Below are 23,571 nucleotides of genomic sequence, written 5' to 3' on the forward strand. Positions count from 1 at the left end.
CAAGGGCGCGCCGGATTGGGTACCGGCTGCGCCCTGGAGAGCTTTTCTCTCACGTGAGTGAACGTAGTGAAGGCGGAAGGATGAAAGCCTGCATGTGCTCGACAAGGGGAATGGGGATCTTTTCGACCTCAAAACCATGTTCCTCAAGAACGTCTTGGGTCTGAAGAGCTGCTACTTGGATATCCTCCTTGATGTCCAAGCTTATTCCGATTGTGAGCCAACGCTCCTCCGCTTTGAATCTGGTACCGGCTTGCTGGTGGAACCTGCGAATCGTCTCGGCGTCAAAGACGAGAGCGGTAATGCCAAATTCCTCCTTGAGATGCCGGACGATCTTTTCCTTGCTAGCGAAGAAGAACAGTGTGCCGACGGGATTGAACATCACCCCTATGCCACTTGTCCGATTTGGTTGCCGTTCCGGATAAAGGATGAAGGCTGCTGGGATGTGGCCTGGAGCTCTTGCTTTCAAGAGGCAGACATTGGATTCAGTAGGTACGTCGACCCCTTCAGTTCCAAGCATGGTTACCCCCTGCGATAGAGAAAGGACGTCTCCAACTTGTTACCATATTTTTTATACTTTGTCTACGATAGTATTTCCTCTACCACTACCTTCACATCACTACCGTCAGCTGCTCCTTTGAGTTCCTTCATGAGTGCGCCCATGAACACGCCCATCTTGGCTTTATCGGTGACACCGAGCTTCTCTTTGAGAGCGAGAGCTACTTTGCGGATCTCTTCGTGGGTCATGGAAGCGGGGAGATAGGTGTCGAGGATGGCTAGTTCAGCTTTCTCAGTATCGGCTAGATCCTGGCGGCCACCTTTCTCGAATTGCTCGATAGAGTCCTTGCGCTGCTTGACCAGGCGCTTCACCACGGCGATCTGCTCATCCTCGGTAAGGGTGTCCTGGGGCTTCTTACCCTTAGCCACGAGTTCGTTGGTGAAGGCGGCGAGGACGCCGCGGAGCACAGTGACCTTCCCGGAATCCTTGGCTTTCATTGCTGTCACTAGTTCGGTACGGATGTTTTCTTGCATTGTTAAAGTATAAGGATATATTGCGGGGAGTCCAACGGAGGCGCGCATGCAACACGCTACTCGTTCCCCGATCAGGGCGTTTGCTCTGATACTGTTCTGCTTTGTCTGGTTCGCTGAGATGATCATGGGGTGGTTTGGCAGAAATCCACTCCCTGGATCTTTCGAGGATTGGGCATGGCTTTTCGGCGGCCTCTTCTTCCTGGCTTTGGTCGCCGCGGCAGCCTGGTACTTCTGGGACTTCTCGGTCTGGAATGTTCTGGTATGGGACCTCGCCCTCGGCACGATTTATTACGTCCTATTTTGGAAGGGTCCCCAACCCATCAAGACCTGACGCAGGAACCCCGCGGCGCATGCGTCGCGGGGTCGTCTTTTTATAAAATGCTAGAATAGCCGTATGTCTACCACCACCATCATTCTGCTCTTCCTCGGGCTCCTTCTCCTGCTCTCCCAGGGCTTTTTCTTCTGGTGGCTCTCTCGCCGTCAGGGCGGGGGAGAGGAGAGGGGCGATACGGGCTTCAAGCTCCTCTTGGAGCAGATGAACGAGCTCACCCGTACGGTGGATCAGAAATTAGGTGAGAACTCCCGCCAGATGAACGACTCACTCCATAAGACGAGCGAGTCCTCCCAGCGCATCGTGCGGGACGTGACTGAGCGCCTCACTCGTTTGGACGAGACCAATAAGCAGGTGGTCTCTTTTGCTGATCAGTTGAAAAGTCTGCAGGACATTCTCAAGAACCCCAAGCAGCGGGGCATTCTTGGTGAGTACTACTTGGAGACCCTCCTCAAGAACGTACTGCCACCCGGGAGCTACCAGATGCAGTACGGCCTCGGCAAAGATGACGATGGGTCAGACCTCATCGTGGACGCCATCGTGCGGGTGAAGGACAAGATCATCCCCATCGACTCTAAATTTTCCCTAGAGAACTATAATCGTCTCGCAGAAGAACAGAATGAAGGGGAGAGGGTCAGGTTAGAGAAGCTTTTCGTGAGCGACCTCAAGAATCGCATCACCGAGACGGCCAAGTATATCCGTCCGAGCCAGGGCACCATGGACTTCGCCTTCATGTTCATCCCGCATGAGGCCATCTATTACGAACTCCTGGTGAACAAGATCGGCGCTATGGCAGAGGAGACGGACAACCTCATTCAGCGGGCGGCCAACAAGTACAAAGTCATCATCGTTTCGCCGACCTCCTTCCTGGCATATCTCCAGACGGTGCTCCAGGGGCTTAAGGCGATGCAGATAGAGGAGACGGCCAAGGACATCATCCTCCGGGTGGGGGAGCTCGGTAAGCACCTCAAGGCCTACGAGGAGTACCACGGGAAGCTGGGGAACACGCTCGGTACCGTGGTGAATCACTACAATGCCTCTGGCAAGGAATTCAAGAAGATCGACAAGGATGTCATGCGCATCACCGGAGCGGGGCTCGCGATGGAGAATACTCTGATAGAGGGGCCGGAGAAGGACGCGGAGTAATTTTGGTCATCCGGGCGATACGTGCTAAAAAGTATTAAGCATGTACAAAGCAGAGGAGCGTCACGATGCCTCAGGATACCGAATCAGAGCCTGGCGGGATCATCCAGGATCTCTTCGAAGAAGGGCGCTTAAGACGACTGGTACACCCGATCGCGCGGATGCCTTCCATCGATCCCCCACAACCTACGGTCGCGGAGTCCGTTAGGATTTCAGCGACCGGGCTTTCCGCAAAGGAGCGGGAAGGCTCAATGTTCGATCAGTGAGGCCGGGCTAGTCTTGGCCCCGCCCTTATCCAGCTTAGGCTGGATAAGGGCGGGGCGGGACTTGCCTTTTTTCGTTTTACAGGCTAAGGTTAGCCCCTATGAAGGAATTCGCGGTCATATTCACAGGGGGCAAGCAGTACAAGGTCTCTGAGGGCGACGAAATCGCCATCGAGAAATTGTCTGACGAAGCCAAGGCCGGAGACGCTATCGTCTTCGACAAAGTGCTCGTGGTGGACAACGGCCAGGACACTACCCTGGGCACTCCGTACATCTCTGGAGCCAAAGTGACCGCCACCGTACTCCAGGCAGGCCGGGCCAAGAAGGTAGAGGTGGTTAAGTACAAGGCCAAGAGCCGTTACTATAAGAACCGCGGTCATCGCCAGCCTTTCACTAAGGTGAAGATCGAGAAGCTCTCCTAAAGAATCAAAAACCCCTGCCGGGGTTGCCGGCAGGCCTTTGGGTTCCCGATGTGTCTTACGCCCGAAAGCGCACTGGCTTAGGAGACATCGCGAATATCGTACGACCGGCAGAGTCCCGCATCTCGAGGAGATAGCGAGTGGTCTGGCCTCCGTTCGTTCTGATGCCGTTCACGTGGTCGTGTTCGGCGACGACGGTGACTTCGAGGCGACCCTCAAAGCACGGTTTGTCTCCGGCTCGCGCACCTACGAGGGAGGCTCGTACCTCGGCTTTCTCTCGATCCGAAGTGGACGTCAGCGACGTGACGACGGCCTTCAGGTGGTCGAGATTGGAGCAGAAGAGCCCTCTTACTAAAAGCTTCTCTCCTGGTTGGAGAAAGGAGTTGTCCGTGTTCTGGGCGGTAGAGGGCGCGGAGAACAGCAAGAGCATTGTTACGAGGGTCGATATCGTACGCGTCATAGCGCGACTCCTGAGTGAGGGGGACGTCTGTTCTCACTATACAACGTATTTATAATCAGTCTAGGTGCGGTGCGTCAGTGCGCTCTTGATAGTGTCGCTGTCCACGTATTCAAGTTCAGAGCCGGTGGAGAGGCCTCTGCCCAGCATGGAGATACGCAGGCCCTTCTCACGGAGGGGTGCGAGGAGTCCTGAGAGATATTCGGCAGTGTTCTCGCCTTCGGCGTTCACCGACATAGCCAGGATGACTTCCTTGAGGTGACCCGCTTCCATCTCTTTTGTTGCGGTAGCGAGGAACTCGCGGGAACGTACCCGATGAGTGGGCTCTTTCTCGAGTATTGGCACAGTGCCACCGAGGACGAAGTAGCGGCCCTCGTAGGCATCGCTCTTCTCAATGTTCTCCAGGTCGATGTCTTTCTCTACTGCCATGAGGAGGCTCTTGTCGCGGCTTGGGTCGGCGCAGATAGGGCAGAGGGGGGCCTGGGTACGTCCGTTAAAGAAGCGCTGGCAGAAGGTACAGACGTGGATCTCGCGGCGGATCTCTAATATCAGATTGGAAAGCTCCTCCAGGTGCTCACGGTTCTTGGTGAGGAGGTAGTAGACGAAGCGGCGGGCCTGGCGGGGGCCTATGCCCGGAAAGTGGCGGAAAGACTCCGTGAGCTTGTCGATGCTCGACATACTAGAAGGTGGCTACATCCGCGAAGTCACCGAAGCTCGACTTGTCGATGGACTGGTAGGAAGAGCGGTCGGCGTTGAAGTAGAGCTGCACTACGCCGGTGGGGCCGTTACGGTGCTTCTCGATGAGGATCTCGGCGATGTTGGTGCGCTCAGAAGCATCTTTGTTCTTGTCTTCGCGGTGGATGAACATGACCACGTCCGCGTCCTGCTCGATGGAACCGGAATCGCGGAGGTCGGAGAGCCGGGGCTTGCCGCCACGCTGCTCCACCGCACGGGAGAGCTGGGAGAGGGCGATGACCGGGACGTCGAGCTCGCGGGCGAGATGCTTGAGGGAGCGGGAGAGCTCCGTGACCTGCTGCACGGCAGAATCGGAGTTCTTGGTGTTGACGGGGGTCATGAGCTGGAGGTAATCCACGATGATGAGGCCGAGGTTTTTCTCGCGCTTGAGACGACGGGCCACCGAGCGCATCTTGAGGATGTTGTTGCCTGGTTGGTCGTCGATGAAGATGGGTGCCTTGGAGAGACGGTCGAGGGAGTTGCGGATACGGTCGAATTCCTCGTCACGCGAGAGATGTCCTGTACGCATGTGCCAGGCGTTCACATTGGATTCCGCGGCGAGCATGCGGTCCACCAGCTGCTGGCTGGACATTTCCAGGGAGAATACGGCCACGGTGGTGTTGTGCTCGGTAGCAGAGCGGCGGGCGATGTCGAGGGCGAGCGCTGTCTTACCGACGGAAGGGCGGGCGGCCAGGATGATGAGGTCGGACTTCTGGAAGCCGGAGAGCATGCTGTCGATCTCCTTGAAGCCGGAAGAGACGCCGCGCAGGCCGTCTTTCTTCTCGTGGATGCGCTCAAGGCGCTCCCAGGCCTCCGCGAGCATGTCTTTCATGGCGTAGAACTTGCGGGAGCCGCCGGAGTTGCTGATGGTGTAGAGGCGCTGCTCGGCTTGATCGACGAGGGTCTCGATCTCTTCGTGCTCGCTGTAGCCGAGCTCATTGATCTCCTCGGAGGCACGGATGAGGGAGCGCAGCACGAATTTCTTGTAGACGGTATCGCCGTAGTACTTGATGTTGGCAGCAGAGGGCACGATGGAGACGATCTCTGCGAGGTAGCCTGCGCCACCCACCTGCTCCAAGAGACCTCGCTCCTTGAGACGTGAGGAGAGAGACACGATGTCGATGGGTTCGTTCTTGCTGAGGAGCTCGAGCATCACTTCCCAGATGATGCGATGCTTCTCTGCGTAGAAGCTCTCCGGAGAGACGCTATCCAATATCTCGTGGATGGCTTCCGGACGCAGCATCACCGAGCCGAGCACGGCTTTCTCGGACTCGATGTTCTGCGGTGGGACGCGGGCGAAGGAAGGGGAGGGGCGGGCCATGGGTAGAAGTTTAGCATGTAGGATTTTTCCCACTCCCTTACGGAAAGGGGGTAAGCTGTGTCCAAGTTGGGGACAGGAAATGCCCTTGTTTGACAGAGGGGTTTCCTTGGCTAGCATTAAGCCCTATGCGTCTGAATCTCGGCTGCGGATACAATAAATTGCCGGGTTACGTCAATGTGGATCGGGAAGAGGCCTGCACTCCCGATATCATCTGGAATCTCGAGAAGTATCCCTGGCCGTGGCAGGAGAATAGTGTGGAGGAGATCGTCTTCGACCACTCGCTCCAGCAGCTTGCTCAGGACCCGCGGGCATATATCCGCCTTTGGCAGGAGGTATACCGGGTCGCGAAGGATGGTTGTTCTGTGAAGGTGTCTGCGCCGCACTGGCGGAGTGATGCTTTCCTGAACGATCCGCTCAATGTACGCACGGTAACCCCGGAAGGGCTCGCCATGTTCGACAACGTGCGCAACCTGCGGGATGAGGCGAGCGGAGGAAGGGAGACCAAGCTCGGCATCTTCGCGGGTATCGACTTGGATTGCGAGCCTGCTTCTGCGCAGTACCGTTTCGTGCCGGAAGTAGCAGAGGCCCTACGGAACGGACATATCCCATATGAGAGGGTACGTGCGCTCCTGGAGCATGAGGGGAATGTGGCGCAGTCCTTTGCGCTTGAAATGAAGATCGTGAAGCCAGCGCGTGCTACGCTCTTTGCGAATGGAAAAGGATTAGAAAAACCGAAGCGCGCTCACCCCCATGTGCTCTTCGTCACCGAGGAGCCGGTAGGCTTCATATTTGATTACAATTTCTGGGGGTCCCTGGAAGCAGCAGGAGTGGCTACGTACAGTCGCTTCCACTTGGATACTTTTCGCACTCGTCACGGTTACTCCGGGGATCTGGAGCTCATCAAGCATTGTCTCCGGGAGAAGCCTGACCTCATTATCCTGCAGTGCCATTCTCTTGATGGAGTGAGCGGACCTACCAAGGAAACTCTGCAGACGATAAAGAAGCATCTCAAGATCCCCATAGTCTCCGTCTGGTCTGACTCGGAAACGCACTATTTCGGCATTAGTGATGAGATCGCAGAGTTCGCGGCGCTCGCGGTGGTCTGGGATTCTGCCGAGGCATATCGCAAGGACAGCAAGCTGACCGAACGCTACGCCGCTCTCTGGACGCCATATGACACACGCGTGTTTGGCGACATGGGGCTGCCGCGGGATATAGACGTCTGTTTCGCTGGCACCATAGAGGGGGCGCATCCGGAGAGGGAAGAGATGATTAAGGCTCTACGGGATGCGGGAATAAACGTGGTGACGCTAGGTAGCAACAAGGATGTGCTGAAGAAGGTGAGCATCCAGGAATATGCCAGCGTGCTGCAGCGCTCCAAGATTTCCCTCAATTTCTCAAAGACCACTACGGGTCTGGTGCAGCTCAAGGGTCGTGTATTTGAGACGATGTTTTGCGGTGCGCTCCTCATGGAGCAGGAGGGGAGCGAGACCCCGCGTTTCTTCAAAGAAGGAGAGGAGTATGTGCAGTTTAGAGATATAGAGGATTTGATTGCAAAGGTTAAGAAGTATCTGGCGGATGATACAGGGCGGGAGCGCATTGCTAAGAATGGTCAGCGTATGGCGCTTGAGAAGTACTCACCTAAGAAATATTGGATGGAGATATTCCGCCGGGTGTTGGAGAAGAATCACGGGTTTTAAAACCAAAGGCCTCTCCCGACGAGTGTCGGGAGAGGCGGTGCAGTAGATGCTATTGCAGGATGATGATGGTCGGGTTGCCGACATCCCAGCCCACGAACTCGTCGCCGAAGCGCCGTCTGAGCTGATCACGGTGGGCGTGAAAGAACTTGTCGTAAGCCTTCTTGCCGGGACGCGGAAGCGTGTACTGAAATCCGATAGCCCGCTGGTCTTTTGCGCTTTCGCGCACGTGGAGTTGCGTGTATCCGGGCTGCGCTGCTCTCCATTCCATGGCAAGCGCTACTAGAACTTCCGGAGGCACGCTTTTGTGGAATTTCCACACACCTGTAACGACCTGCGGATTTTCGACAACCTGTGTCATCTGAGCCATCGACGCTCTCCTGAGAGGTACGCACGACTGCGCACCTATTCAGCATGCTATGAAAGTGTATATATGTCAATAGTTATGTTGTACCATTCAAAATTAAAGCGGCGAATTAGAAAGGATAGATTCGCACGCCCTTGCTGGTATCTTCGAGTCCAAATCCTCTTTCTTTAAGTTCATCACGTAGTCGGTCGGAGGTGGGGAAGTCTTTGCTGGTGCGAGCGGACTCGCGTTCCCTGGCGAGCGCGAGGATGTCGTCGGGGATGACCTGATTGAGACCGAGAGCCAGTACCGTATCCATGCGAGCGAGAGCATCTTGCTTGGCTTCTTCATCCACATTCTCGTCCTTGGCGAGCTCAAAGGCGGCGGCGAGAGCTTGGGGAGTATTCAAGTCGTCTTCGAGGGCTTCTAGGAATTTCTGTTCGTAGGCTTGAGTGTCATCGGAGCCTGAAGGCTTTTCGCCTAGGGTGATTTGAGAAGCGGATTTGACCAGCTGGGCGCGGGCAGAGCGAGCGCCCTCTAATGCTTCCCAGGAGAAGTTCATAGGGGAGCGGTAGTGGCCAGAGAGGAGCCAGAAGCGGTAGTCGAGAGGGCTGAAACCTTTTTCTTCTATATCTCGTAGCGAGAAGGTGTTACCGAGAGACTTGGAGATCTTCTGATCTTCAATGTTTATGAAAGCATTGTGCATCCAGAAGCGAGAGAGGGGTTTCCCCGTAGCGCTCTCAGACTGAGCGATCTCGTTGGTGTGATGCACTGGGATGTGGTCGATGCCGCCGGTGTGGATGTCGAAGGTCTCACCGAGGTAGCGCATGCTCATGGCAGAGCACTCGATGTGCCAGCCAGGGAAGCCTTTGCCCCAAGGGCTTTGCCAACCGAGTGCTTCATCAAATTTCCAAAGAGCGAAGTCGCGAGGGTTCTTCTTTTCTGCATTTGCGCCGATGCGGGAGCGACTCTCGTCTACTGGAGGAAGTTCCTTACCGGCCAGCTTTCCATAATGAGGGTCTTTGGAGGTGTCGAAATATAAGCCGTCGGAGGTTTTGTAGAGGAAACCCTTGTTCTCGAGTCGTTCCAGGAGGGCGATATCCTCAGTAATGTGCTCGCTCGCGCGGGGCAGTTCGTGCGGAGCGAGGATGTTCATGGCTTCCAAGTCCTTCTTGAAGGCTTCCATATAGAAGGTGCCGAGCTCGAGCATGGCCTCCCGAGTGAGGGGTTTGCCTTCACGTTTGAGGGCCACGGTCATCTTGTCTTCGGTATCATCCGCATCTCCCACCAGATGTCCTATGTCGGTGATATTGATGACCTGTTTGGTGGAGTAACCGAGCTTCTCCAGAGTACGGCGCAGTATATCTGCAAAGGTAAAAGAGCGGAGATTGCCGATATGGGCGTAGTCGTAGACGGTAGGGCCGCAATGGTACATCCGCACTTCATACGGAGGTGTGGGAGTGAAGTCTTCTTTTTGTCTGGAGACGGTGTTGTAGAGGCGGAGAGGCATGTGAGTTATAGCCACTTCTTGTATCTAAAGTACACCACGATACTTGCGAGAGCGAGGAGCATGAGGATGATCACTCCGTAGAAGCCGTTCGCTACGTCGGTGAAGGGCTTGCCCTGTACTTCCATGGCAAAGAGTTCGGCGATGAGGGAGAGCGGCAGGATAGCGAAGGAGATGACGGTGAGCGTGCGGATGACCTCATTCTGCTTGGCAGAGACGAGCGCGTCGTGGGTGAGGCGTAGTTCGTGGAGGAGTTCCTTGTTGCTCTCGAGCGCCTCGCGTACGCGGTAGTAGGCGCCCATGGCCCCAGAGAGGCTGTCTTTGAAGTCTTCTCCGAAGAGCTGGGCACCTGAGCTCTCCAGTGAGGTCAGCACTTCGTGGTGAAGGCGGGTAGCCTGCTTTGACGCGAGGAGTTCACGGCCAGCAAAGGAGAGCTTGCCTACTAGGTCGCGGGCATTCTCGTCGAAGACGCTTTTCTCTATGGCGATGAGCGTACTCTCTAGGTGCTCCAGGTCGTGGAGGAGGGAACCGTAGAGGCTTTTGAGGAGGTGGGAAAAGAGGTGTCCGGCATGGGCTCCATTCTTTTCTCCACGATCTCTGAGTGCTCCCACCTCAAAGGCTTTGGCGAAGACGCGCAGCGGCTCGATACTCTCGTAGCGTACGGTGAGGAGGAAATTCTTGCCGATGACGAAATCTATTTCATGGCTGCCTCCGGTGCGTACATTGGGACCCGCAGCAGGGAAGTGGAGGATGAGATACAGGTGGTCGGCATAGAGATCGACTCTCGGTTTGGCGGTAGGGGTGAAGAGCTCTTCGCCCGCGGAAGGCGCGATGTGATATTCCGCGACCAGCGCGCGGACTTCTTCAGGGGTAGGGCAGGAGGCGTCTATCCAGGTGAGGCCGTTGTATTGTCGCTTCTCCACCATATGCGTATGTCGATAAGTATACCCGATGCAGCGCATTTACTTATACCAAACGCTTTGAGATAATCCTCAGATATATTTCGTATGCCTTCCTCCAGCTATTCTCGCTACATCGTCAAAGGTCTCCTCGCGCTCGCCATCTTTGCAGGCGGCGTATATAGCGCACCTCTCTTCCGGTCTTCTGTTGCTTCTGTAGGTGCGGTCAATACTCAGTCGGATGTAAAAGCCGACTTCGGTCCCTTCTGGGATGCGTGGGCGCTCCTCAATGAGAAGTATGGCGGCGACACGGTCCCTACCGATCAGGAAAAGGTCTGGGGAGCCATCTCTGGGCTTGCCTCCTCCTACGGCGATCCGTACACGGTCTTCTTCCCGCCGGTAGAATCCAAGAACTTTGAGAGCGATATCGCAGGTAACTTCGAGGGCGTGGGTATGGAGATCGGTATCCGGGATGATGCGCTGGTAGTCATTGCGCCTCTCAAAGACACCCCGGCAGCCCGTGCAGGCATCCTCGCGGGAGACAAGATACTCCGTATCGGCACCACTACGACCGCAGGTCTTGGCGTGGACAAGGCGGTCAAGCTCATCAGGGGACCGCGTGCGACTCAGGTGACGCTCCTTCTCTCTCGCGAGGGTATCGGGCAGCCTTTTGAAAAGACGCTCACCCGCGCGCAGATCGATATCCCCACGGTGCGTACGGAGATGCGCAAGGACGGCGTTTTCGTCATTAGTCTCTATAACTTCTCGGCTCCCTCCATGGGACTCTTCCGGAACGCGCTCCGTGAGTTCGTAAGCTCAGGTACCGACAAGCTCATCCTCGACCTCCGTAACAACCCTGGCGGTTACCTGGAAGCCTCTGTGGATATGGCCAGCTGGTTCCTGCCTGCGGGCAAGACGGTGGTGAGGGAGGATTTCGGCAAGGAAGAGAGCGAACAGATCTATCGCAGTAAAGGCTATGACATTTTCACTGATCAGCTCAAATTCGCCATCCTGGTGAACGGTGGCTCCGCTTCCGCTTCCGAGATTTTAGCAGGTGCGCTCCAGGATCATAAGAAAGCGATTCTCGTAGGAGAGAAGACCTTCGGAAAGGGCTCTGTGCAGGAATTGGTTAAGATCACTCCGGAGACTTCGCTCAAGGTGACCATCGCACGTTGGCTTACTCCGAACGGTCTTTCCATCTCGCACAACGGACTCACTCCGGACGTAGTGGTGTCTCTCTCTACGACCACTCCTAAAGGCGAAGTGCCGGTAGATACGCAGATGGAGAAGGCAGCGGCGCTCCTTAAGGCACGCTAGGGGACAGACAGGCTTTTTCTTGATAGGTTAGGGGTATGAAAGTAGTGCTATTGAAGGATGTCCCAAAGTTCGGGCGGAAGAACGAGGTCAAAGATGTCTCCGACGGCTACGCGGCTAATTTCCTCTTTCCGCGTAAGCTGGCCCAGCCCGCTACGGCAGCACTCCTCGCCAAGGTGGGGGAGATGAGCCTAAAGAGTGCCGCCCAAGAGAAAGTGCATAGCGCCTTCTTCGCTAAGCACCTGCGGACGCTTGAGGAGACGCCGGTGGTCCTCTACGGCAAGGCCAACGAACAGGGGCATCTCTTCGCAGGTATTCATAAGGAAGCCGTACTCAGTGCGATCTGGGAGAAAGTGGGTGCGGAGTTCCCCAAAGAAGCGCTGTTACTTGATAAGGCGATCCGTACGACGGGGGTCACGCGGATTCCGGTGGAAGCCCATGGTCAGAAGGGCTTCGTGACGGTGGAGGTGAAGGGGAAGTAGTTTATAAAAAAGTGAATCCCGCGCCAGATTGGCGCGGGATTGTGCCGAGAGGGTGAACTCAGGCGGCGGCGAACCTGCCCTGTGCTCCTTCCGGATTAATATTCCCGGGCAGAGAAGAGGGAGTGATTGTGGAGATCTCCCAGAGACCGAGAGCTGGCCTGATGGGGACTGGCAAGCACTGTTGCTGTGCAGCAACTGCCAGGTGGTAGGTGGACGGCATGATGGGTTCCGACGACACGATAACTTCTCCAGTCTTTTTGCAATTAAAGAACAGTGTGCCCTTTTGTTATCGGCGAAATGAGAAGCGATGTCAAATTGTGGATTAGGGAAACCGCCCGCACCAAGGTGCGAGCGGCGTAGTTGCGGGGGTGTTTATGAAGCCTTCAGGAAGATGACCTCCTGGTTGAATCTCTTCCTCACGAAGTCCCTTACTTCTCTGTGGAAGAACTTCGGGGTGACGCGGGGCATATACTCTCGGCACTCCGAGCGTGGTTGTCCGGGCCTCGGCAGGTCAAAGGCAAAGCAGGCAAAGAGTTGGGGGAGAAGAGTTGTGCCCCGGCCCATGCCTGCTTTTTCCGGTTCGACGCCTTCGACGTAGATGGCGAAGGCGCTACTAGAGATGGTGAAGGGGACCGTGTCCCGACGGACAAGTCCACCTTCTCCGGGGGTGAGGTACTCCTGTCGGAGAAATTGTCCTTCGCACCAGTCGATCACTCGCAGGTAACCGATAGAGAAGTCGTACGGGTTCTTACGTTGGCCGAGGAATGGCAGGTAGGGGTATTGCGCCGAGAAATGGTTCTGCAGCTTCTCCACGAGCTTTTTTGTGAAGGCCTGGCAGTCGGTCACTTCGGCATAGGGCCCGATTGTGTCCACGATGGGTCCTCCTGTTCAGTTCTGGCTGCAGGATAGCGCTTTGGCGTTAAAAAGCAAAAACCCCGCCTTTTGAGCGGGGTTTTTGTTTACTTTACGTTGACTACTTTCTTGATGAGAGTTTTCCCGTCAAAGTGCTTCTTGCGGGTAGAGGAGAAGGAGACGATGCCAGGCTTGAGAGCGAAGAGAGTGTGGTCTTTGCCCATGCCGACGTTTACTCCCGGGAGGATGCGGGTGCCGCGCTGGCGTATGATGACAGAGCCCTCTTTGGCAGTCTCGCCTTCATAGAGCTTAGTACCCAGGTATTTGGGCTGTGAGTCGCGTAGGTTTTTGGCTGAACCGCCAGCTTTTTTCGTTGCCATAGCTTGCTTTTACCGTATAATTAAGTGCGTGTGATTATACGAGATGCCTTGGATAAAATCAAGGGCGCTCTGCTCTCTGTGCCACGGGAGCTCTTTGTGGGGGTAATCGTGGTCCTGGTGGGTACCGCCTCCTTCGGCCTCGGGAGGCTTTCAAGTCAGGAGATAGCTAGGACCCCGGTCAGGATCTTGTATCCAGAAGGGGAGGGCACAGAAGTGGCTTCAGGGGGGAGAGGAGTGGCTACCGCGGCGGCTGCGGCCGCCCTGAAGCCTTCAGGAGCCGTAGTAGCCTCCTCCAAGGGAACCAAATATCACTTCTCCTGGTGCCCAGGGGCCAAGAGCATCAGCGAGAAGAACAAGATTTCCTTTGAATCAGCGGCTCTAGCCGAGAGCGCGGGCTACACGCTGGCAGCCAATTGCAAGTAGTATGTTCAAGAAATTCAAGCCTACCCACAAGCGGATACTCTTAAACTTCTCCGGCTGGGCGTTGATAGTATTTGGCGGGGTAGGGATTTTCCTGCCAGTCCTCCAGGGCCTCCTCTTCCTTGCCATAGGATTCTATCTCCTCTCGCTCCATTCCCCGTGGTTCCATGCAAAGCTGCTGAGCCTCCGGCGTAGGTACCCGCGTTTCGCCGGACCGCTTAAGAGAGTGGACACTTGGGTGCGCAAGCAGTTCGGGCTGGAGATAGAAACACAATCCGTATGATCGTCCTTGATGTAGAAGCGAGCGGTACCGACCCGTACAAGCACTCCTTAGTGAGTATCGGGGCGCTTGATTTTAATAATCCCAAGAATCAATTCTATGCAGAGTGCCGCATTTGGGAGGGTGCGCATGTGATGGAGGAAGCGCTCGCGGTCTGCGGCTTCTCAGAAGCGGAGATCCGCGATCCCAAGAAGAAGAGCGATAAAGAGATCGTGCAGGAATTCCTGGCATGGATGAGCAAAGCGGAGGACCATACCACGGCGGGTCAGAATCCCTCTTTCGACCGCGACTTCATCAAGGCGACTTGCGAGCGCTATCATCTGGACTATCCGCTGGCGCATCGCACCATCGACACGCACACGGCTGCGTATGTGCATATGGTGAAGTGGGGAATAGAGCCGCCGGTGGAGCATAAGCGCTCTGCGCTCAATTCCTCCGCCATCCAGCGCTATGTGGGGATACCCGAGGAACCCAAGCCCCACAATGCGCTGAATGGCGCCAAAGTGGCCGCAGAAGAGCTCTCCCGCCTTCTCTACGACAAGAAGCTCCTGCCGGAATTCAAGGAGTTTGATATTCCCTGGCTCGCACGTTAGGATGCCTTCAAGGCGTTACCGCCTATATTCCATGCCGCGAACTCAGAAGATATATCTCTCGGATACGGACAAGAAGATCGCCGGTGTCTGCGGGGGACTCGCGGAGCGCTTCGCTCTCGACTCGACACTCGTCCGCTTGGCTTTCGTATTCACAGCGCTGGTGACGGCCATCTTCCCGGTAGTCTTCACCTATATCGTGGCGATGCTCATCATCCCGCATAAGCCGAAGATGGCGGCTCCTGCCAAGGATCCCTGGAGGGAGTTTGTGGAAACAGAAGAAGCCAAGGATTTGGATCAGCAGTAAATATCGGGCCGTAGTATACCGGTAGTACGCGTCCATGGGGTGGATGTAGACCGGGTTCGATTCCCGGCGGCCCGACCAAAATTTATACATGGTCTCACTTCGAACAGAGGAGGCGAAAAATAAATACAACGAACATCGACGGGTCAGCACCTCGGAACCTTGTCCCTTATGCGGGAGGGAGGCGATAAAAGCTTTCAAATACTGGAAGATCATACTCAACCATTTCCCTTACGATAGGATCGCGGAAGTGCATCATATGCTCGTGCCTATGCGTCACGTGGCTGAGGACGCCCTAGACGAAGAAGAGTTAGAAGAATTGAAAGCCATCAAGACAACCTCCGCACATATGGACTACGACTGGATCATCGAAGCGACCCACAAGAATAAATCTATTCCTGAACATTTTCATCTACATCTGATAGTTGGGAAGGCGTAAAAACGAAACCAGCGCCTGCCCGGGAGGAGGCAGAGCGCTGGGATAGGTATGAGGATTTCCTCTTCATACCCGTGGGCGAGGTTGGAAGCAGAGCAGACGTTGGCAAGGATCTAAATATGCCGGGCTGGTCGTTCCAGGATCGGCATTGTAGAGCTTCCGGACACAGATGTGATTCCGTGACCAATCCGGAGCGTTGCCTTGCTTGAGGTAGTGGTGGTTGAGGACGGGGCACCACTTGTTCTCTATGAAGACCTTGGTGACAGGGGATTCCTGGACATCTTCGTCGGCGATCGGCCGACAGTCCTGGTTATTGCAGCAGCCGTCGCCCTTGAGGTTCTTCCAATCCGAGTAATTGACGGACGGCTCATCGGCCTTGGTCGGATGGTGTTCCTCGTGTGCGGCTGCGGGGCTGCTCAAGAACCCCATGAAAAGAATCAAGGCGAGCAATGCTAAGCGTGCCATTGTTGCCCTCCATCTCGTTTGGTTTGTCTGATGAACTCTGACGAGCTTTATATGCCGAAGTGCGACTAAGGAAGGTACAAAGATAGCTCGTCCCCTTAAGCCTACATCCAGGGGAGGGGAGGGCAACTGGACGGTTTGTTTGCGGGATGTCGTAAAAAAGAGCCGGGCCTGCCTTGCGGCGAACCCAGCTCAGTTGATTGCTCGGGGCGGGTTCTAAACCCACCAATTGATTCCTCCGAGCCGCTGTGACTTCGGAGGGTCAACCGCCGCAGGCGGCGCAGCCGACTGATCCTTCCGGTCCTCCTTAGGGGTTTCGGTCGGCTTCCTTACCCCCGTATCCTCGCGTTTCTGGTCGTCCATGAACCCCTCCATCCGGGTGATGACTTCTCAAAACGTATTTGTACTTCTTTCTCATAAAGGTAGACCTTGTCGTTAGAGGGCGCAATGTGTGGATACTGTCATAACACAAAACCCGCCTCGTGGCGGGTTTTTGCAGTTCCTCAGAAGAGGAGACTTATGCAGACTTGCGGTTGTCTATGCTGAGGGTGCCTGCGCCATAGGTGGCGACGTAGAGGAGACCGCCGATGATGGAGAGGTTCTTGAGGAACATGACGATCTGCGTCTCGTCCTGCAGGAAGTTATGGAAGAGAGCAGAGGCGACGAGGGTGAAGAGGATAAGCGCCCAAGCTCCCCAACGGGTCTTCCAGCCGAGCAGGAGGGAGAGGCCGCCGATGAGCTCGAAGGCGATACCGAGGCCGAGCATGAAGGAAGGCCACATGACTACGTCTTGCATGTAGGCCGCCGTGCCGGCAAAGCCGGTGATCTTGCCGTACGCTGCGTAGAGGAATAAGGAAGCGATGAAGACGCGGCCTACGAGCGCGGCGTACTTCTCGGTAAATGCCATCAACATGAAGTATTGCTAACTATTATGGGTAATGAGACTATTCTAACACCCTCATTTTTATGCGCTATTGGCTGCTCAAGACCGAACCTGACGCCTTCTCCATAGACGATCTCAAGCGAGATGGCTTCACTTCCTGGGAGGGGGTGCGCAATTACCAGGCGCGTAATTTCCTAAGGGCAATGAAGAGCGGGGATAGGGTCCTCATCCACCACTCCAGCATCGCGGAGCCTGCGGTAGTGGGGGTAGGGGAGATACAGGGGGAAGCTACGCCTGACCCCACCCAGTTTGATAAGAAAAGTCAGTATTTTGACGCAGCCTCTAAGAAGGATACCCCTCGCTGGACGACCCGGAAGGTGGTCTATAAAGGGATTTTCAAGGTCCCCGTGAAGCTTTCCTTCATAAAGCTCCATCCAGAGCTCAAAGGGATGCTCCTGGCCCAGCAGGGCAGCCGTTTATCGGTCCAACCAGTAGAAAAGAGCCATTTTGACCTCATTGTGAAGCTCGGGAAGGGGTAGGTTTAGGGCTCATTGTAGGCCTTGACAAGTAACTCCAGAAGTTATATAATAGACAGTATCAGGGCCTAACCGGGCCTTGGTTTTAGTTTCAGCCATACCCCTTTTGGCGGCAGTCGCCATGGAGGGCACCGGTTACTAGCTAAACTTAGGCTTATACTTCCACTCATTATCGGACTCGCGCTCATGTCCTCTGGGACCTCCACGCCGATTACCGTTCAGGGCAGCACCCAGGCCGTCTCTAATAAGACCCAGGTTGCGGCCGTTGCCACGGTACTCGAGACCAAGAAGGAAAATGCTCAGCGTTCTCTTGAAGCAGTCGTTCGCGAATACTTCAGCGACACGCCGATGCTAGCTGAGGTCGCACGTTGCGAAACTCGCTTCCGTCACTATGACCGCAAGGGCGAAGTCCTGCGCGGAGAGATCGACAACAACGACGTCGGCATCATGCAGGTCAACGAACGCTACCATTTGAAGCGCGCAGAAAAGCACGGCTTCGATATCTACTCCTTGGAAGGGAACTTGGCCTACGCCAAATACCTCTACCTGGAGGAAGGTAGCGATCCTTGGGCAAGTTCATCGCGTTGCTGGGGAGGTTATCGCGAGAATGCGACTAAGAGCGTCGCGATCAAGTCTTCGGCTTTCGCCAAGATCTCAGTCCCCCTCGTGGATCAAAATAATTAAGTCTCAGTTGAGTTTGGTAGAAAGAAATTAAAACCATCTCGACAGGGAAGAGAAAGATCTTCCAAAACAGACCCGGACGAAAGTCCGGGTCTGGTTGTTTACTGGTTCCCAGGCTCGGGGAAGAGATTAGGGATACGTCGCACAATATATCTTTTGCGACGTATCCCTATACAAACCTGGGTTTGGTTCCCGCTAAGCTCTGTAAGACTTCTTTCCTTGAATCGACTTTCGAGCAGATCTTTTGCTGTACCTTCTCCCTTAGTGATGATGACAAAAAATTCCTCAGGTCTTCCCTCGACTCATGACATTAAAATTCTTCTTTCAACCAGTTTTAAAAATTCGACTTTCGATAGGGGACTCTCTCCCCTCTTTTTCTTTAATGAAGAATGGCCGACACTGCATCGTCCCCTGTGGGTGCAGTGTCGGCCGGTTAGATAGCGACGCGTTAATCGCCAAGAGTCCAGAGAATGTGTACGACGTTGCAGGAGGGCGTTGAGCACCGGAAAGCGATCAGGGGGTTGCTGAGAAGGCTCCGATTCTTGTACTCGTCCTTCGCCTTCTCAGCTTCGGCTTCCTGATCATTCGCTGCGGCGCGCTGAAGCGGACTGTCGCAGACCCGGCAAACCGGGATCTTATCCCTGTCTACCCGCTCCAGCTGGCAATCGGCGCAATGATAGGTCACGTTCCAGCGCTCTTCGTGGTAGTTGTTGACCTGGTACGTGAAGGTCCATCGATGCGCGCACTCCTCTCGTACTTTTGCGAGTTTCTTCTGCGCGGCTACGATCTGGGTAGAAGCGTTGGTGATGATGGTGGTAGCCCGGTCGATCTCGTTGAGATAGCGCCTGGCCAGGGCTCGCGTGGTCGGCATTCCAACTCTCCCTTAAGTAGTTCCGAGGAGATATTCCTGTATTTGGAGGTTTTTGTCTAGGGATTCCTAGGGTCTATCAAAAATTGGTTTTCAGTAGGGGACTCTCTCCCCTTTTTTTGTATGAAAAGAAAAAGACCGCCGTCGGTTAGACATTGGTCTTAGTTTCTTGCCGACGAGCGATGACAGATTCTATCTTCTTAAGAAGCTCGGGTGTGCATTCGTCTCGACGGAAAAGAAGTCGCGGCTTGGGATTTTTTTCTGTGGCAAGCGGATTCCTGAACTGGCAGATTTCGATCCATTCAGTTTGGCTGAAAGCGATTCCGAAGTATCGGTTCCAGCCGCAATCTGGATAGAGACTGAAGTCGACCGCGTCTCGGTCGTGGTCTTGATAGGCGTTCCAGGCATGAAGCATCGGCGCATTTAAGCTTGGACCAAAGACGAGGCCTTCAACATAGGTCATTGGCGGCCAGTGCTCGTTGACTGGCTCCTGACGTCTTTGATTATGAGCGTACATCAAGATCGTCGCGTTGAAGAAACAGCATCGGGGCTTAGGCTCAATATGCGGGCGCCTCTTCCAGCGCAAGGGTGTATAGTCGGTCCCGTAACGCTGCAAGAAGTTGAGAGCCTCTGAATGCATGAAGTCCAGGTAGTTCATGTACCACTTAAGCCGCCAGGATGGAAGCATGTTTCGAGTAGCCGGATCGCCTCGCTGGAGATTCTGAAGAAATGGAACTATCTGATGCAGGCTCTCGTCGTGTCCATTCGGGAAGTACCTCGTGAACATGCTGTCGAGGTTTTTACGCCTTTCAGTGGCCTCTGGGGTGTTGCCATGAATTTCGTCCCAATAGGTTTTTGGGGGCGGGAGACAGAACTGAGTCTGTGTCCCAGTTGGCTGATTAGCCATGAGACTCTCCCTTCGGTTTAGTCAAATAACGCTTCAAGTGGGATATTCTCTAAAATTCTTCTTTTTGTCTAGAGACTCAAGATTTGTCCCAAAAATTTTGGCCCTCAATAGGGGACTCTCTCCCCTATTTTGTTTTGACTACTTAATACTCTTAAACTCTTTTAATTTATTTTTGAATTTTTTCTAAAACAAGCCGCAATTCCTCCTCAATCGTCATCGAAGTTGTATCCAGCACCAGATCAAAGTTCTTAGGATCAAGGAAGTTATCGATGTCGTAGTATTTTTTATAGCGGTCAGTGATAGTCTCTTCGCGGTGTCTGGTGCGCTCACGAGCTGTTTCTATGGAAATGCCTTCACGATGCGCCACGCGGGTCAGACGAACCTCTTCGTCACAGGTCATATTGACCTTGAGTGAGTGCGGGATAAATTTCCAAGCCAAGCGGCCATCAATCACGAAGTCTTGTTCGGTCTGACCTAGCTTCTCAGTACGTTCGTCGAGTGCCCGGTCGAATTGAGGGTCATGTCTGGCAGCCTCATCGATCTCATTTATAGTCATACCACGTTCTTCGGCCATCTGACGGAGCAAGTCCCCTGCAGAATATTTCTTCCAGCCGAGCTCGTTCTGGATCGCTTTACAGAGGGCGCTTTTGCCGACGCCCGCGAGCCCGGCGATGGTGATGATTCGCTTATTCGGGTTCATAAAACAGATGCTTATCCTTAGTCAGACGCTCAGCTAGTTCCTCGAAGAAATCAGCCGCTACGGCGTGCCCTTTGACCTTGGGACGCTTGTTCTCGAGGGTCATATCGAGAGTGACCTCGAGGCGTTTCCAGTTGCGCCCGCCGTCGAGGTAGACGTTCATGGGAGCGATGATCTTGTCGAGGGCGTAGATGAACTTAGCTTCCTCGCTTTCCTTACTCTCGTACTCCTTGATTGCAGAGATGAATTCCGGGAAGCGGCTCCCCCATTCCTTTTCCAATCTCTCCAGTGCTTCGGATTCCCGCACATGCTTGGTCGCTACCGTACCTGCGTTCGGACCGAAGACGGGAGTGTCTCCGGCATACACTTCAGGGAAATCGTGTACTAGAGCGAAGCGTATGGTCTTGCCTATATCGAGATCGAGCTTGGCCTTGCCGATAAGGTACCAGGCCAGCATGGCGAGCTGGTAGGAATGCTCTACATCATTCTCTTCTATATCAGACCCGCGGCAGAGGAGTGTACGCTGGACTAAGCGGAAGTCGCTGAGGAGCGCGAGGAAGTCCAGGGCATCGGGGAGAAGGTTCTTGGTGCCTGGGGGGTTCATGGCGGTATCCTACTACAAATATGACATCGGATTCATATAGGCCTTGAGGTCGGCCACCGGCATCTGCACGCCGCGGCAATTGGAGGCCCCTGAGGGGTTGTAAGTGACCACACGCACGCCCTGGCTTGCGAGGACCGAGAAGTGGAGGTGGGGACCAGTAGCGTAGCCGGTAGCGCCCGTATAGCCGATGAGGGAGCCACGGGCTGCTGTCTGCCCTGCCGAGACGTTCACGAGAGAAAGATGAGCATAAAGCGTGGAGAGGCCGTTGGTATGCTCGATGAGGACCCACTTGCCGTAGGAGTAGCAACCCGGCTTGCTGTCCGTGTTCCCTGTCGCCTTCACGATGCCCGCTCCTGCGGAGAAGAGCTTGGTGCCGACGGATGCGCCCAAGTCGATGCCATTGTGACCTTTGCCGCTGTAGGCGCCAGACATGGCGAATTCAGTATTGCCGAAGTATTGAGTGATGACCACCTTCGAGAGCGGCCAGCCGAGGATGCCCTTGCCTGCCTTAGGAACGCTCGCCGGATCGATGACGAATTTAAGCTGGGCTTCGTAGCTTGCGATTTCCTGCAAGAAAGCGTCGCGACGAGCAGTTTTCTCCGCGAGAAGCTTCTTGTACGCAGCCTCGCTGTTCTTGGTCTCTGCAAGAAGCTTGTCCTTCTCGCGTTTGTTGGCTTCCGCGAGCGCTTTCTGATCCTGGAGCTGGCGCTGGTAATCGGTGAGTTTCTTCTTCTCAGCTTCGGTGGAGCGCTTGCTCTCGGCCAGGGTATCACGCAGCTCGGTGAGGTCGTTTACGTGCCGCTTCATCTCCTCATTCACCGTCAGGATGTTCTCCTGGTCATTCCAGAAATCTCCGAGGCTCTCATACGAGAGGAGGGCGGCTGCGGTAGAGACCTGGTCGTGCTCGTAGAGGTTGCGCAGGGCTTCCCCGAGGCCGGAGCGCTGTGTCCCGATACTCGTCTCCTTGTCTACGATCTGATCGCCGAGCGAGAGGATGGTAAGAGTGGTCGCATTGATTTTCTTCTGAGTCACGGAGATATCCGCCGCGAGCTTCTGGCGGGTGAGGTCGAGTGACTTGATGGCGTTCTGGAGAGTCTTGGCGTTCTTCTGGGTAGCGTCTATCTGCGTCTGGAACGCGGCAATCTCTTTTTCAAGATCGGCGATTTCACGATTCCTCGCTTCTATCTGTGCTCTGAGTGTCGCCGCGTCCTGGGCCTGCGCGTAAAACGGCGCCAATACGAAAAGGGCAATTAACGCTGCATATGCGAAAAAATTGGGATAGGAACGGAGCATCGGTTTTTCATACTCGAACTTATGCGCTCTTTAAGAGCGCTACGGCTTCCTGGAGACGACGAAGCACCTCCGTCTTTCCCAGGATATCACAGAGGGTCATGGGGTCGGGGGAGCGCTCGCGGCCGGAGAGGGCGGTGCGGAGGGGCCAGAGCACGTTCCCTCTCCCCTCTTTCTCCGCATAGGCCCAGATGGCCTCTTTGACGCCTTCCTTGGTGAATGAGCCTTCCTCGAGCTTCTCCAGGGCTCCTAGGACCCATTCCAGGTGTTTGGCGACCTTCTTGGGGGTCAGGGACTTCCCTTCCTTGGGGGTGGGGATAAGGAGCTTGGGTTCGTAGCTGGGGAGGGCAAAGAGGTAGTCGAATTCGCCTCCCTCCCACATGGCATCCAAATCCTTGAAGAGCGCGATACGATTTCTGAGTTCAGGAACCAGTTTATCGAAGCGCGCCTCATTCCAATGAGGGTTTGCGGCGATGCGGGAAGCGAGGACGGCATAGGCGTGCTTCTTGAAGGTGGTATCATCCATCCGCTTGATGTGCTCCTGGTTGATCCAGCGGAGCTTCTCCGGATCGAAGACTGCCCCTGCTTTCTGAACCTTCTCTAGGTCGAACTGCTCGATCAATTCCTGCGGAGTGAAGATCTCCTGGGTCGTGCCTGGATTCCAGCCGAGGAGAGCTAGGTAGTTGAGGAGCGCTTCCGGAAGGATACCTTCGTCGCGATAGTCGAGCGCGCTGATGGCGCCATGGCGCTTGGAGAACTTCTTCTTGTCTGGACCGAACACGAACGGGATGTGGCAGTAGATGGGGCGCTCTGCACCAATAGCTTCCTGGATGAGGATCTGACGCGGCGTATTGTAGATACCGTCTTCACCACGGATGACGTGGGTGATGCCCATCACGGAATCATCGATGACCACGGCGAAGTGGTAGAGCGGCTCTTCCAGAGATTTGGCGATCACGAAATCGCCGAGCTCGGTGGTGTCCACCTCAATCTCTCCGCGGACTAAATCATTGAAGACAACCTTCTTGTTCGGATTCTTGAGGCGGATGACCTCGTCGCGATGCTCGCGTTCCGAACTTTCTTCATCCTGGTCTTCCCCGCCGCCGGTCTCATATTCTAGGTCCGCTTCTTTGGAGACGTATGCACTCCCCTCTTCTATCATCTTCTCCAGATATTTACGGTAAATGAGCGTGCGCTCCGACTGTCGGTAGATATGGTCGAACTTGAGGCCGAGCCACTCCAGCGATTCATATGCATGATCCTCGTACTCGGGCTTGGAGCGCTTGCGATCGGTATCCTCGAAGCGGAGGATGATCTCGCCGCCATGCTTGCGGGCGAAGAGGTAGTTGAAAAGCGCCGTACGCACGTTCCCAATATGCAAAGGTCCCGTGGGAGAAGGCGGAAAGCGAGTAATGATTGAAGAAGCCATATATATTTT

General features: G+C 55.0%; 32 protein-coding genes and 1 tRNA gene. 15 read left to right on the forward strand and 18 right to left on the reverse strand.

Annotation, left to right across the window (positions count from 1 at the left end):
* Positions 1 to 49: 49 nt before the first annotated feature.
* Both K8Q93_02920 and K8Q93_02925 read right to left on the reverse strand, forming a co-directional pair.
* Positions 50 to 517, reverse strand: a complete 468-nt coding sequence (locus tag K8Q93_02920; GenBank protein ID MCE9644165.1) for a hypothetical protein — start codon at positions 515 to 517, stop codon at positions 50 to 52.
* A 62-nt stretch (positions 518 to 579) separates the two neighbouring features.
* Positions 580 to 1,029 (reverse strand): GatB/YqeY domain-containing protein, encoded by a 450-nt coding sequence (locus tag K8Q93_02925; protein MCE9644166.1) that lies wholly within the window; start codon positions 1,027 to 1,029, stop codon positions 580 to 582.
* A gap of 46 nt (positions 1,030 to 1,075) precedes the next feature.
* Here K8Q93_02925 and K8Q93_02930 point away from each other — a divergent pair, with 46 nt between their 5' ends.
* From K8Q93_02930 to rplU, 4 genes are all read left to right on the forward strand, one after another.
* The gene (locus tag K8Q93_02930) at positions 1,076 to 1,360 is read left to right on the forward strand and encodes a hypothetical protein (protein MCE9644167.1); all 285 of its coding nucleotides are present in this window, start codon (positions 1,076 to 1,078) and stop codon (positions 1,358 to 1,360) included.
* Positions 1,361 to 1,423: 63 nt separating this feature from the next.
* The gene (locus K8Q93_02935) at positions 1,424 to 2,506 is read left to right on the forward strand and encodes a DNA recombination protein RmuC (GenBank protein ID MCE9644168.1); all 1,083 of its coding nucleotides are present in this window, start codon (positions 1,424 to 1,426) and stop codon (positions 2,504 to 2,506) included.
* A 65-nt stretch (positions 2,507 to 2,571) separates the two neighbouring features.
* The gene (locus K8Q93_02940) at positions 2,572 to 2,769 is read left to right on the forward strand and encodes a hypothetical protein (GenBank protein ID MCE9644169.1); all 198 of its coding nucleotides are present in this window, start codon (positions 2,572 to 2,574) and stop codon (positions 2,767 to 2,769) included.
* A 98-nt stretch (positions 2,770 to 2,867) separates the two neighbouring features.
* Positions 2,868 to 3,188 carry a 50S ribosomal protein L21 gene (gene rplU / locus K8Q93_02945; GenBank protein MCE9644170.1) on the forward strand — a complete coding sequence of 107 codons (321 nt, stop codon included), beginning with the start codon at positions 2,868 to 2,870 and terminating at the stop codon, positions 3,186 to 3,188.
* Between the two features lie 55 nt (positions 3,189 to 3,243).
* On the opposite strand, the gene K8Q93_02950 is transcribed toward rplU, so the two are convergent.
* The 3 genes from K8Q93_02950 to dnaB all read right to left on the reverse strand — a co-directional run bounded on the left by K8Q93_02950 (position 3,244) and on the right by dnaB (position 5,698).
* Positions 3,244 to 3,615 (reverse strand): hypothetical protein, encoded by a 372-nt coding sequence (locus K8Q93_02950; protein MCE9644171.1) that lies wholly within the window; start codon positions 3,613 to 3,615, stop codon positions 3,244 to 3,246.
* A 90-nt stretch (positions 3,616 to 3,705) separates the two neighbouring features.
* The gene (locus K8Q93_02955) at positions 3,706 to 4,320 is read right to left on the reverse strand and encodes a toprim domain-containing protein (GenBank protein ID MCE9644172.1); all 615 of its coding nucleotides are present in this window, start codon (positions 4,318 to 4,320) and stop codon (positions 3,706 to 3,708) included.
* 1 nt (position 4,321) lies between these two features.
* Positions 4,322 to 5,698: a replicative DNA helicase gene (gene dnaB, locus K8Q93_02960; protein MCE9644173.1), complete on the reverse strand. Its 1,377-nt coding sequence runs from the start codon at positions 5,696 to 5,698 to the stop codon at positions 4,322 to 4,324.
* Positions 5,699 to 5,823: 125 nt separating this feature from the next.
* On the opposite strand from dnaB, the gene K8Q93_02965 reads away from it, so the two are divergent.
* Positions 5,824 to 7,398, forward strand: coding sequence for a glycosyltransferase (locus K8Q93_02965; protein ID MCE9644174.1), 1,575 nt, complete (start codon positions 5,824 to 5,826; stop codon positions 7,396 to 7,398).
* Between the two features lie 49 nt (positions 7,399 to 7,447).
* Here the strand turns inward: K8Q93_02965 and K8Q93_02970 are convergent, their stop codons facing one another.
* The 3 genes from K8Q93_02970 to K8Q93_02980 all read right to left on the reverse strand — a co-directional run bounded on the left by K8Q93_02970 (position 7,448) and on the right by K8Q93_02980 (position 10,174).
* Positions 7,448 to 7,765 carry a hypothetical protein gene (locus tag K8Q93_02970; GenBank protein ID MCE9644175.1) on the reverse strand — a complete coding sequence of 106 codons (318 nt, stop codon included), beginning with the start codon at positions 7,763 to 7,765 and terminating at the stop codon, positions 7,448 to 7,450.
* A gap of 106 nt (positions 7,766 to 7,871) precedes the next feature.
* On the reverse strand, positions 7,872 to 9,251 hold the full coding sequence (gene cysS, locus K8Q93_02975) for a cysteine--tRNA ligase (GenBank protein ID MCE9644176.1): 1,380 nt from the start codon (positions 9,249 to 9,251) through the stop codon (positions 7,872 to 7,874).
* Positions 9,252 to 9,256: 5 nt separating this feature from the next.
* Positions 9,257 to 10,174 carry a hypothetical protein gene (locus K8Q93_02980; protein MCE9644177.1) on the reverse strand — a complete coding sequence of 306 codons (918 nt, stop codon included), beginning with the start codon at positions 10,172 to 10,174 and terminating at the stop codon, positions 9,257 to 9,259.
* Between the two features lie 81 nt (positions 10,175 to 10,255).
* Here K8Q93_02980 and K8Q93_02985 point away from each other — a divergent pair, with 81 nt between their 5' ends.
* Together K8Q93_02985 and rplI are read left to right on the forward strand one after the other, a co-directional pair.
* Positions 10,256 to 11,464: a S41 family peptidase gene (locus tag K8Q93_02985; GenBank protein ID MCE9644178.1), complete on the forward strand. Its 1,209-nt coding sequence runs from the start codon at positions 10,256 to 10,258 to the stop codon at positions 11,462 to 11,464.
* Positions 11,465 to 11,499: 35 nt separating this feature from the next.
* Complete coding sequence (gene rplI / locus K8Q93_02990) at positions 11,500 to 11,943, forward strand: 50S ribosomal protein L9 (protein ID MCE9644179.1); 444 nt, start codon at positions 11,500 to 11,502, stop codon at positions 11,941 to 11,943.
* Positions 11,944 to 12,315: 372 nt separating this feature from the next.
* Here the strand turns inward: rplI and K8Q93_02995 are convergent, their stop codons facing one another.
* Both K8Q93_02995 and rpmA read right to left on the reverse strand, forming a co-directional pair.
* Complete coding sequence (locus K8Q93_02995) at positions 12,316 to 12,816, reverse strand: hypothetical protein (GenBank protein ID MCE9644180.1); 501 nt, start codon at positions 12,814 to 12,816, stop codon at positions 12,316 to 12,318.
* Positions 12,817 to 12,902: 86 nt separating this feature from the next.
* On the reverse strand, positions 12,903 to 13,175 hold the full coding sequence (rpmA, locus tag K8Q93_03000) for a 50S ribosomal protein L27 (protein ID MCE9644181.1): 273 nt from the start codon (positions 13,173 to 13,175) through the stop codon (positions 12,903 to 12,905).
* Positions 13,176 to 13,223: 48 nt separating this feature from the next.
* On the opposite strand from rpmA, the gene K8Q93_03005 reads away from it, so the two are divergent.
* The 6 genes from K8Q93_03005 to K8Q93_03030 all read left to right on the forward strand — a co-directional run bounded on the left by K8Q93_03005 (position 13,224) and on the right by K8Q93_03030 (position 15,208).
* Positions 13,224 to 13,598 carry a hypothetical protein gene (locus tag K8Q93_03005; GenBank protein MCE9644182.1) on the forward strand — a complete coding sequence of 125 codons (375 nt, stop codon included), beginning with the start codon at positions 13,224 to 13,226 and terminating at the stop codon, positions 13,596 to 13,598.
* A 1-nt stretch (position 13,599) separates the two neighbouring features.
* Positions 13,600 to 13,878, forward strand: a complete 279-nt coding sequence (locus tag K8Q93_03010) for a hypothetical protein (protein MCE9644183.1) — start codon at positions 13,600 to 13,602, stop codon at positions 13,876 to 13,878.
* Positions 13,875 to 14,468 carry a 3'-5' exonuclease gene (locus tag K8Q93_03015; protein MCE9644184.1) on the forward strand — a complete coding sequence of 198 codons (594 nt, stop codon included), beginning with the start codon at positions 13,875 to 13,877 and terminating at the stop codon, positions 14,466 to 14,468. The genes K8Q93_03010 and K8Q93_03015 overlap by 4 nt, the downstream gene beginning before the upstream one ends.
* A 31-nt stretch (positions 14,469 to 14,499) precedes the next feature.
* A complete protein-coding gene (locus tag K8Q93_03020) occupies positions 14,500 to 14,772 on the forward strand; it encodes a PspC domain-containing protein (protein ID MCE9644185.1) in 273 nt (90 codons plus the stop codon).
* Positions 14,773 to 14,776: 4 nt separating this feature from the next.
* Positions 14,777 to 14,850: transfer RNA gene (locus K8Q93_03025), tRNA-Pro, on the forward strand.
* 10 nt (positions 14,851 to 14,860) lie between these two features.
* Positions 14,861 to 15,208 carry a hypothetical protein gene (locus tag K8Q93_03030; GenBank protein MCE9644186.1) on the forward strand — a complete coding sequence of 116 codons (348 nt, stop codon included), beginning with the start codon at positions 14,861 to 14,863 and terminating at the stop codon, positions 15,206 to 15,208.
* 63 nt (positions 15,209 to 15,271) lie between these two features.
* On the opposite strand, the gene K8Q93_03035 is transcribed toward K8Q93_03030, so the two are convergent.
* Positions 15,272 to 15,670 (reverse strand): hypothetical protein, encoded by a 399-nt coding sequence (locus K8Q93_03035; protein MCE9644187.1) that lies wholly within the window; start codon positions 15,668 to 15,670, stop codon positions 15,272 to 15,274.
* Positions 15,671 to 16,184: 514 nt separating this feature from the next.
* The gene (locus tag K8Q93_03040; GenBank protein ID MCE9644188.1) at positions 16,185 to 16,574 is read right to left on the reverse strand and encodes a DoxX family protein; all 390 of its coding nucleotides are present in this window, start codon (positions 16,572 to 16,574) and stop codon (positions 16,185 to 16,187) included.
* 59 nt (positions 16,575 to 16,633) lie between these two features.
* Here K8Q93_03040 and K8Q93_03045 point away from each other — a divergent pair, with 59 nt between their 5' ends.
* Complete coding sequence (locus K8Q93_03045; GenBank protein ID MCE9644189.1) at positions 16,634 to 17,089, forward strand: EVE domain-containing protein; 456 nt, start codon at positions 16,634 to 16,636, stop codon at positions 17,087 to 17,089.
* A 183-nt stretch (positions 17,090 to 17,272) separates the two neighbouring features.
* A complete protein-coding gene (locus tag K8Q93_03050; GenBank protein ID MCE9644190.1) occupies positions 17,273 to 17,770 on the forward strand; it encodes a hypothetical protein in 498 nt (165 codons plus the stop codon).
* Positions 17,771 to 18,215: 445 nt separating this feature from the next.
* On the opposite strand, the gene K8Q93_03055 is transcribed toward K8Q93_03050, so the two are convergent.
* The 6 genes from K8Q93_03055 to gltX form a co-directional block, all read right to left on the reverse strand.
* Positions 18,216 to 18,638 (reverse strand): hypothetical protein, encoded by a 423-nt coding sequence (locus K8Q93_03055; protein ID MCE9644191.1) that lies wholly within the window; start codon positions 18,636 to 18,638, stop codon positions 18,216 to 18,218.
* Positions 18,639 to 18,783: 145 nt separating this feature from the next.
* Entirely contained in the window at positions 18,784 to 19,098 is a 315-nt protein-coding gene (locus tag K8Q93_03060) for a hypothetical protein (protein ID MCE9644192.1), read from the reverse strand.
* Positions 19,099 to 19,708: 610 nt separating this feature from the next.
* A complete protein-coding gene (locus tag K8Q93_03065; protein MCE9644193.1) occupies positions 19,709 to 20,242 on the reverse strand; it encodes a cytidylate kinase family protein in 534 nt (177 codons plus the stop codon).
* Positions 20,229 to 20,843 carry an HD domain-containing protein gene (locus K8Q93_03070; protein MCE9644194.1) on the reverse strand — a complete coding sequence of 205 codons (615 nt, stop codon included), beginning with the start codon at positions 20,841 to 20,843 and terminating at the stop codon, positions 20,229 to 20,231. Before K8Q93_03070 ends, K8Q93_03065 begins: the two co-directional genes overlap by 14 nt.
* Positions 20,844 to 20,855: 12 nt before the next feature.
* Positions 20,856 to 22,136 carry a peptidoglycan DD-metalloendopeptidase family protein gene (locus K8Q93_03075; GenBank protein ID MCE9644195.1) on the reverse strand — a complete coding sequence of 427 codons (1,281 nt, stop codon included), beginning with the start codon at positions 22,134 to 22,136 and terminating at the stop codon, positions 20,856 to 20,858.
* A gap of 19 nt (positions 22,137 to 22,155) precedes the next feature.
* The gene (gene gltX / locus K8Q93_03080) at positions 22,156 to 23,562 is read right to left on the reverse strand and encodes a glutamate--tRNA ligase (protein ID MCE9644196.1); all 1,407 of its coding nucleotides are present in this window, start codon (positions 23,560 to 23,562) and stop codon (positions 22,156 to 22,158) included.
* Between the last annotated feature and the right edge of the window lie 9 nt (positions 23,563 to 23,571).

Source organism: Candidatus Parcubacteria bacterium, assembly GCA_021414235.1.
In the GTDB taxonomy this organism is placed as follows: Bacteria; Patescibacteriota; Minisyncoccia; order Phycocordibacterales; family JAKFXT01; genus JAIOOV01.

What these genes read in the sequence shown, in the direction of transcription:
- cysS (MCE9644176.1), bottom strand. Translation starts at nt 9,251, where the DNA reads ATGCCTCTCCGCCTCTACAACACCGTCTCCAGACAAAAAGAAGACTTC.
- K8Q93_03020 (MCE9644185.1), top strand. Translation starts at nt 14,500, where the DNA reads ATGCCGCGAACTCAGAAGATATATCTCTCGGATACGGACAAGAAGATC.
- rplI (MCE9644179.1), top strand. Translation starts at nt 11,500, where the DNA reads ATGAAAGTAGTGCTATTGAAGGATGTCCCAAAGTTCGGGCGGAAGAAC.
- K8Q93_02955 (MCE9644172.1), bottom strand. Translation starts at nt 4,320, where the DNA reads ATGTCGAGCATCGACAAGCTCACGGAGTCTTTCCGCCACTTTCCGGGC.
- K8Q93_02925 (MCE9644166.1), bottom strand. Translation starts at nt 1,029, where the DNA reads ATGCAAGAAAACATCCGTACCGAACTAGTGACAGCAATGAAAGCCAAG.
- K8Q93_02920 (MCE9644165.1), bottom strand. Translation starts at nt 517, where the DNA reads ATGCTTGGAACTGAAGGGGTCGACGTACCTACTGAATCCAATGTCTGC.
- K8Q93_03035 (MCE9644187.1), bottom strand. Translation starts at nt 15,670, where the DNA reads ATGGCACGCTTAGCATTGCTCGCCTTGATTCTTTTCATGGGGTTCTTG.
- K8Q93_02950 (MCE9644171.1), bottom strand. Translation starts at nt 3,615, where the DNA reads ATGCTCTTGCTGTTCTCCGCGCCCTCTACCGCCCAGAACACGGACAAC.
- dnaB (MCE9644173.1), bottom strand. Translation starts at nt 5,698, where the DNA reads ATGGCCCGCCCCTCCCCTTCCTTCGCCCGCGTCCCACCGCAGAACATC.
- K8Q93_02970 (MCE9644175.1), bottom strand. Translation starts at nt 7,765, where the DNA reads ATGGCTCAGATGACACAGGTTGTCGAAAATCCGCAGGTCGTTACAGGT.
- K8Q93_03040 (MCE9644188.1), bottom strand. Translation starts at nt 16,574, where the DNA reads ATGGCATTTACCGAGAAGTACGCCGCGCTCGTAGGCCGCGTCTTCATC.
- K8Q93_03050 (MCE9644190.1), top strand. Translation starts at nt 17,273, where the DNA reads ATGTCCTCTGGGACCTCCACGCCGATTACCGTTCAGGGCAGCACCCAG.
- K8Q93_02935 (MCE9644168.1), top strand. Translation starts at nt 1,424, where the DNA reads ATGTCTACCACCACCATCATTCTGCTCTTCCTCGGGCTCCTTCTCCTG.
- K8Q93_03070 (MCE9644194.1), bottom strand. Translation starts at nt 20,843, where the DNA reads ATGAACCCCCCAGGCACCAAGAACCTTCTCCCCGATGCCCTGGACTTC.
- K8Q93_03010 (MCE9644183.1), top strand. Translation starts at nt 13,600, where the DNA reads ATGTTCAAGAAATTCAAGCCTACCCACAAGCGGATACTCTTAAACTTC.
- K8Q93_03060 (MCE9644192.1), bottom strand. Translation starts at nt 19,098, where the DNA reads ATGACCTATGTTGAAGGCCTCGTCTTTGGTCCAAGCTTAAATGCGCCG.
- K8Q93_03045 (MCE9644189.1), top strand. Translation starts at nt 16,634, where the DNA reads ATGCGCTATTGGCTGCTCAAGACCGAACCTGACGCCTTCTCCATAGAC.
- K8Q93_02965 (MCE9644174.1), top strand. Translation starts at nt 5,824, where the DNA reads ATGCGTCTGAATCTCGGCTGCGGATACAATAAATTGCCGGGTTACGTC.
- rplU (MCE9644170.1), top strand. Translation starts at nt 2,868, where the DNA reads ATGAAGGAATTCGCGGTCATATTCACAGGGGGCAAGCAGTACAAGGTC.
- K8Q93_03055 (MCE9644191.1), bottom strand. Translation starts at nt 18,638, where the DNA reads ATGCCGACCACGCGAGCCCTGGCCAGGCGCTATCTCAACGAGATCGAC.
- K8Q93_02940 (MCE9644169.1), top strand. Translation starts at nt 2,572, where the DNA reads ATGCCTCAGGATACCGAATCAGAGCCTGGCGGGATCATCCAGGATCTC.
- rpmA (MCE9644181.1), bottom strand. Translation starts at nt 13,175, where the DNA reads ATGGCAACGAAAAAAGCTGGCGGTTCAGCCAAAAACCTACGCGACTCA.
- K8Q93_02930 (MCE9644167.1), top strand. Translation starts at nt 1,076, where the DNA reads ATGCAACACGCTACTCGTTCCCCGATCAGGGCGTTTGCTCTGATACTG.
- K8Q93_02985 (MCE9644178.1), top strand. Translation starts at nt 10,256, where the DNA reads ATGCCTTCCTCCAGCTATTCTCGCTACATCGTCAAAGGTCTCCTCGCG.
- K8Q93_03065 (MCE9644193.1), bottom strand. Translation starts at nt 20,242, where the DNA reads ATGAACCCGAATAAGCGAATCATCACCATCGCCGGGCTCGCGGGCGTC.
- K8Q93_03030 (MCE9644186.1), top strand. Translation starts at nt 14,861, where the DNA reads ATGGTCTCACTTCGAACAGAGGAGGCGAAAAATAAATACAACGAACAT.
- K8Q93_03075 (MCE9644195.1), bottom strand. Translation starts at nt 22,136, where the DNA reads ATGCTCCGTTCCTATCCCAATTTTTTCGCATATGCAGCGTTAATTGCC.
- K8Q93_03015 (MCE9644184.1), top strand. Translation starts at nt 13,875, where the DNA reads ATGATCGTCCTTGATGTAGAAGCGAGCGGTACCGACCCGTACAAGCAC.
- gltX (MCE9644196.1), bottom strand. Translation starts at nt 23,562, where the DNA reads ATGGCTTCTTCAATCATTACTCGCTTTCCGCCTTCTCCCACGGGACCT.
- K8Q93_02980 (MCE9644177.1), bottom strand. Translation starts at nt 10,174, where the DNA reads ATGGTGGAGAAGCGACAATACAACGGCCTCACCTGGATAGACGCCTCC.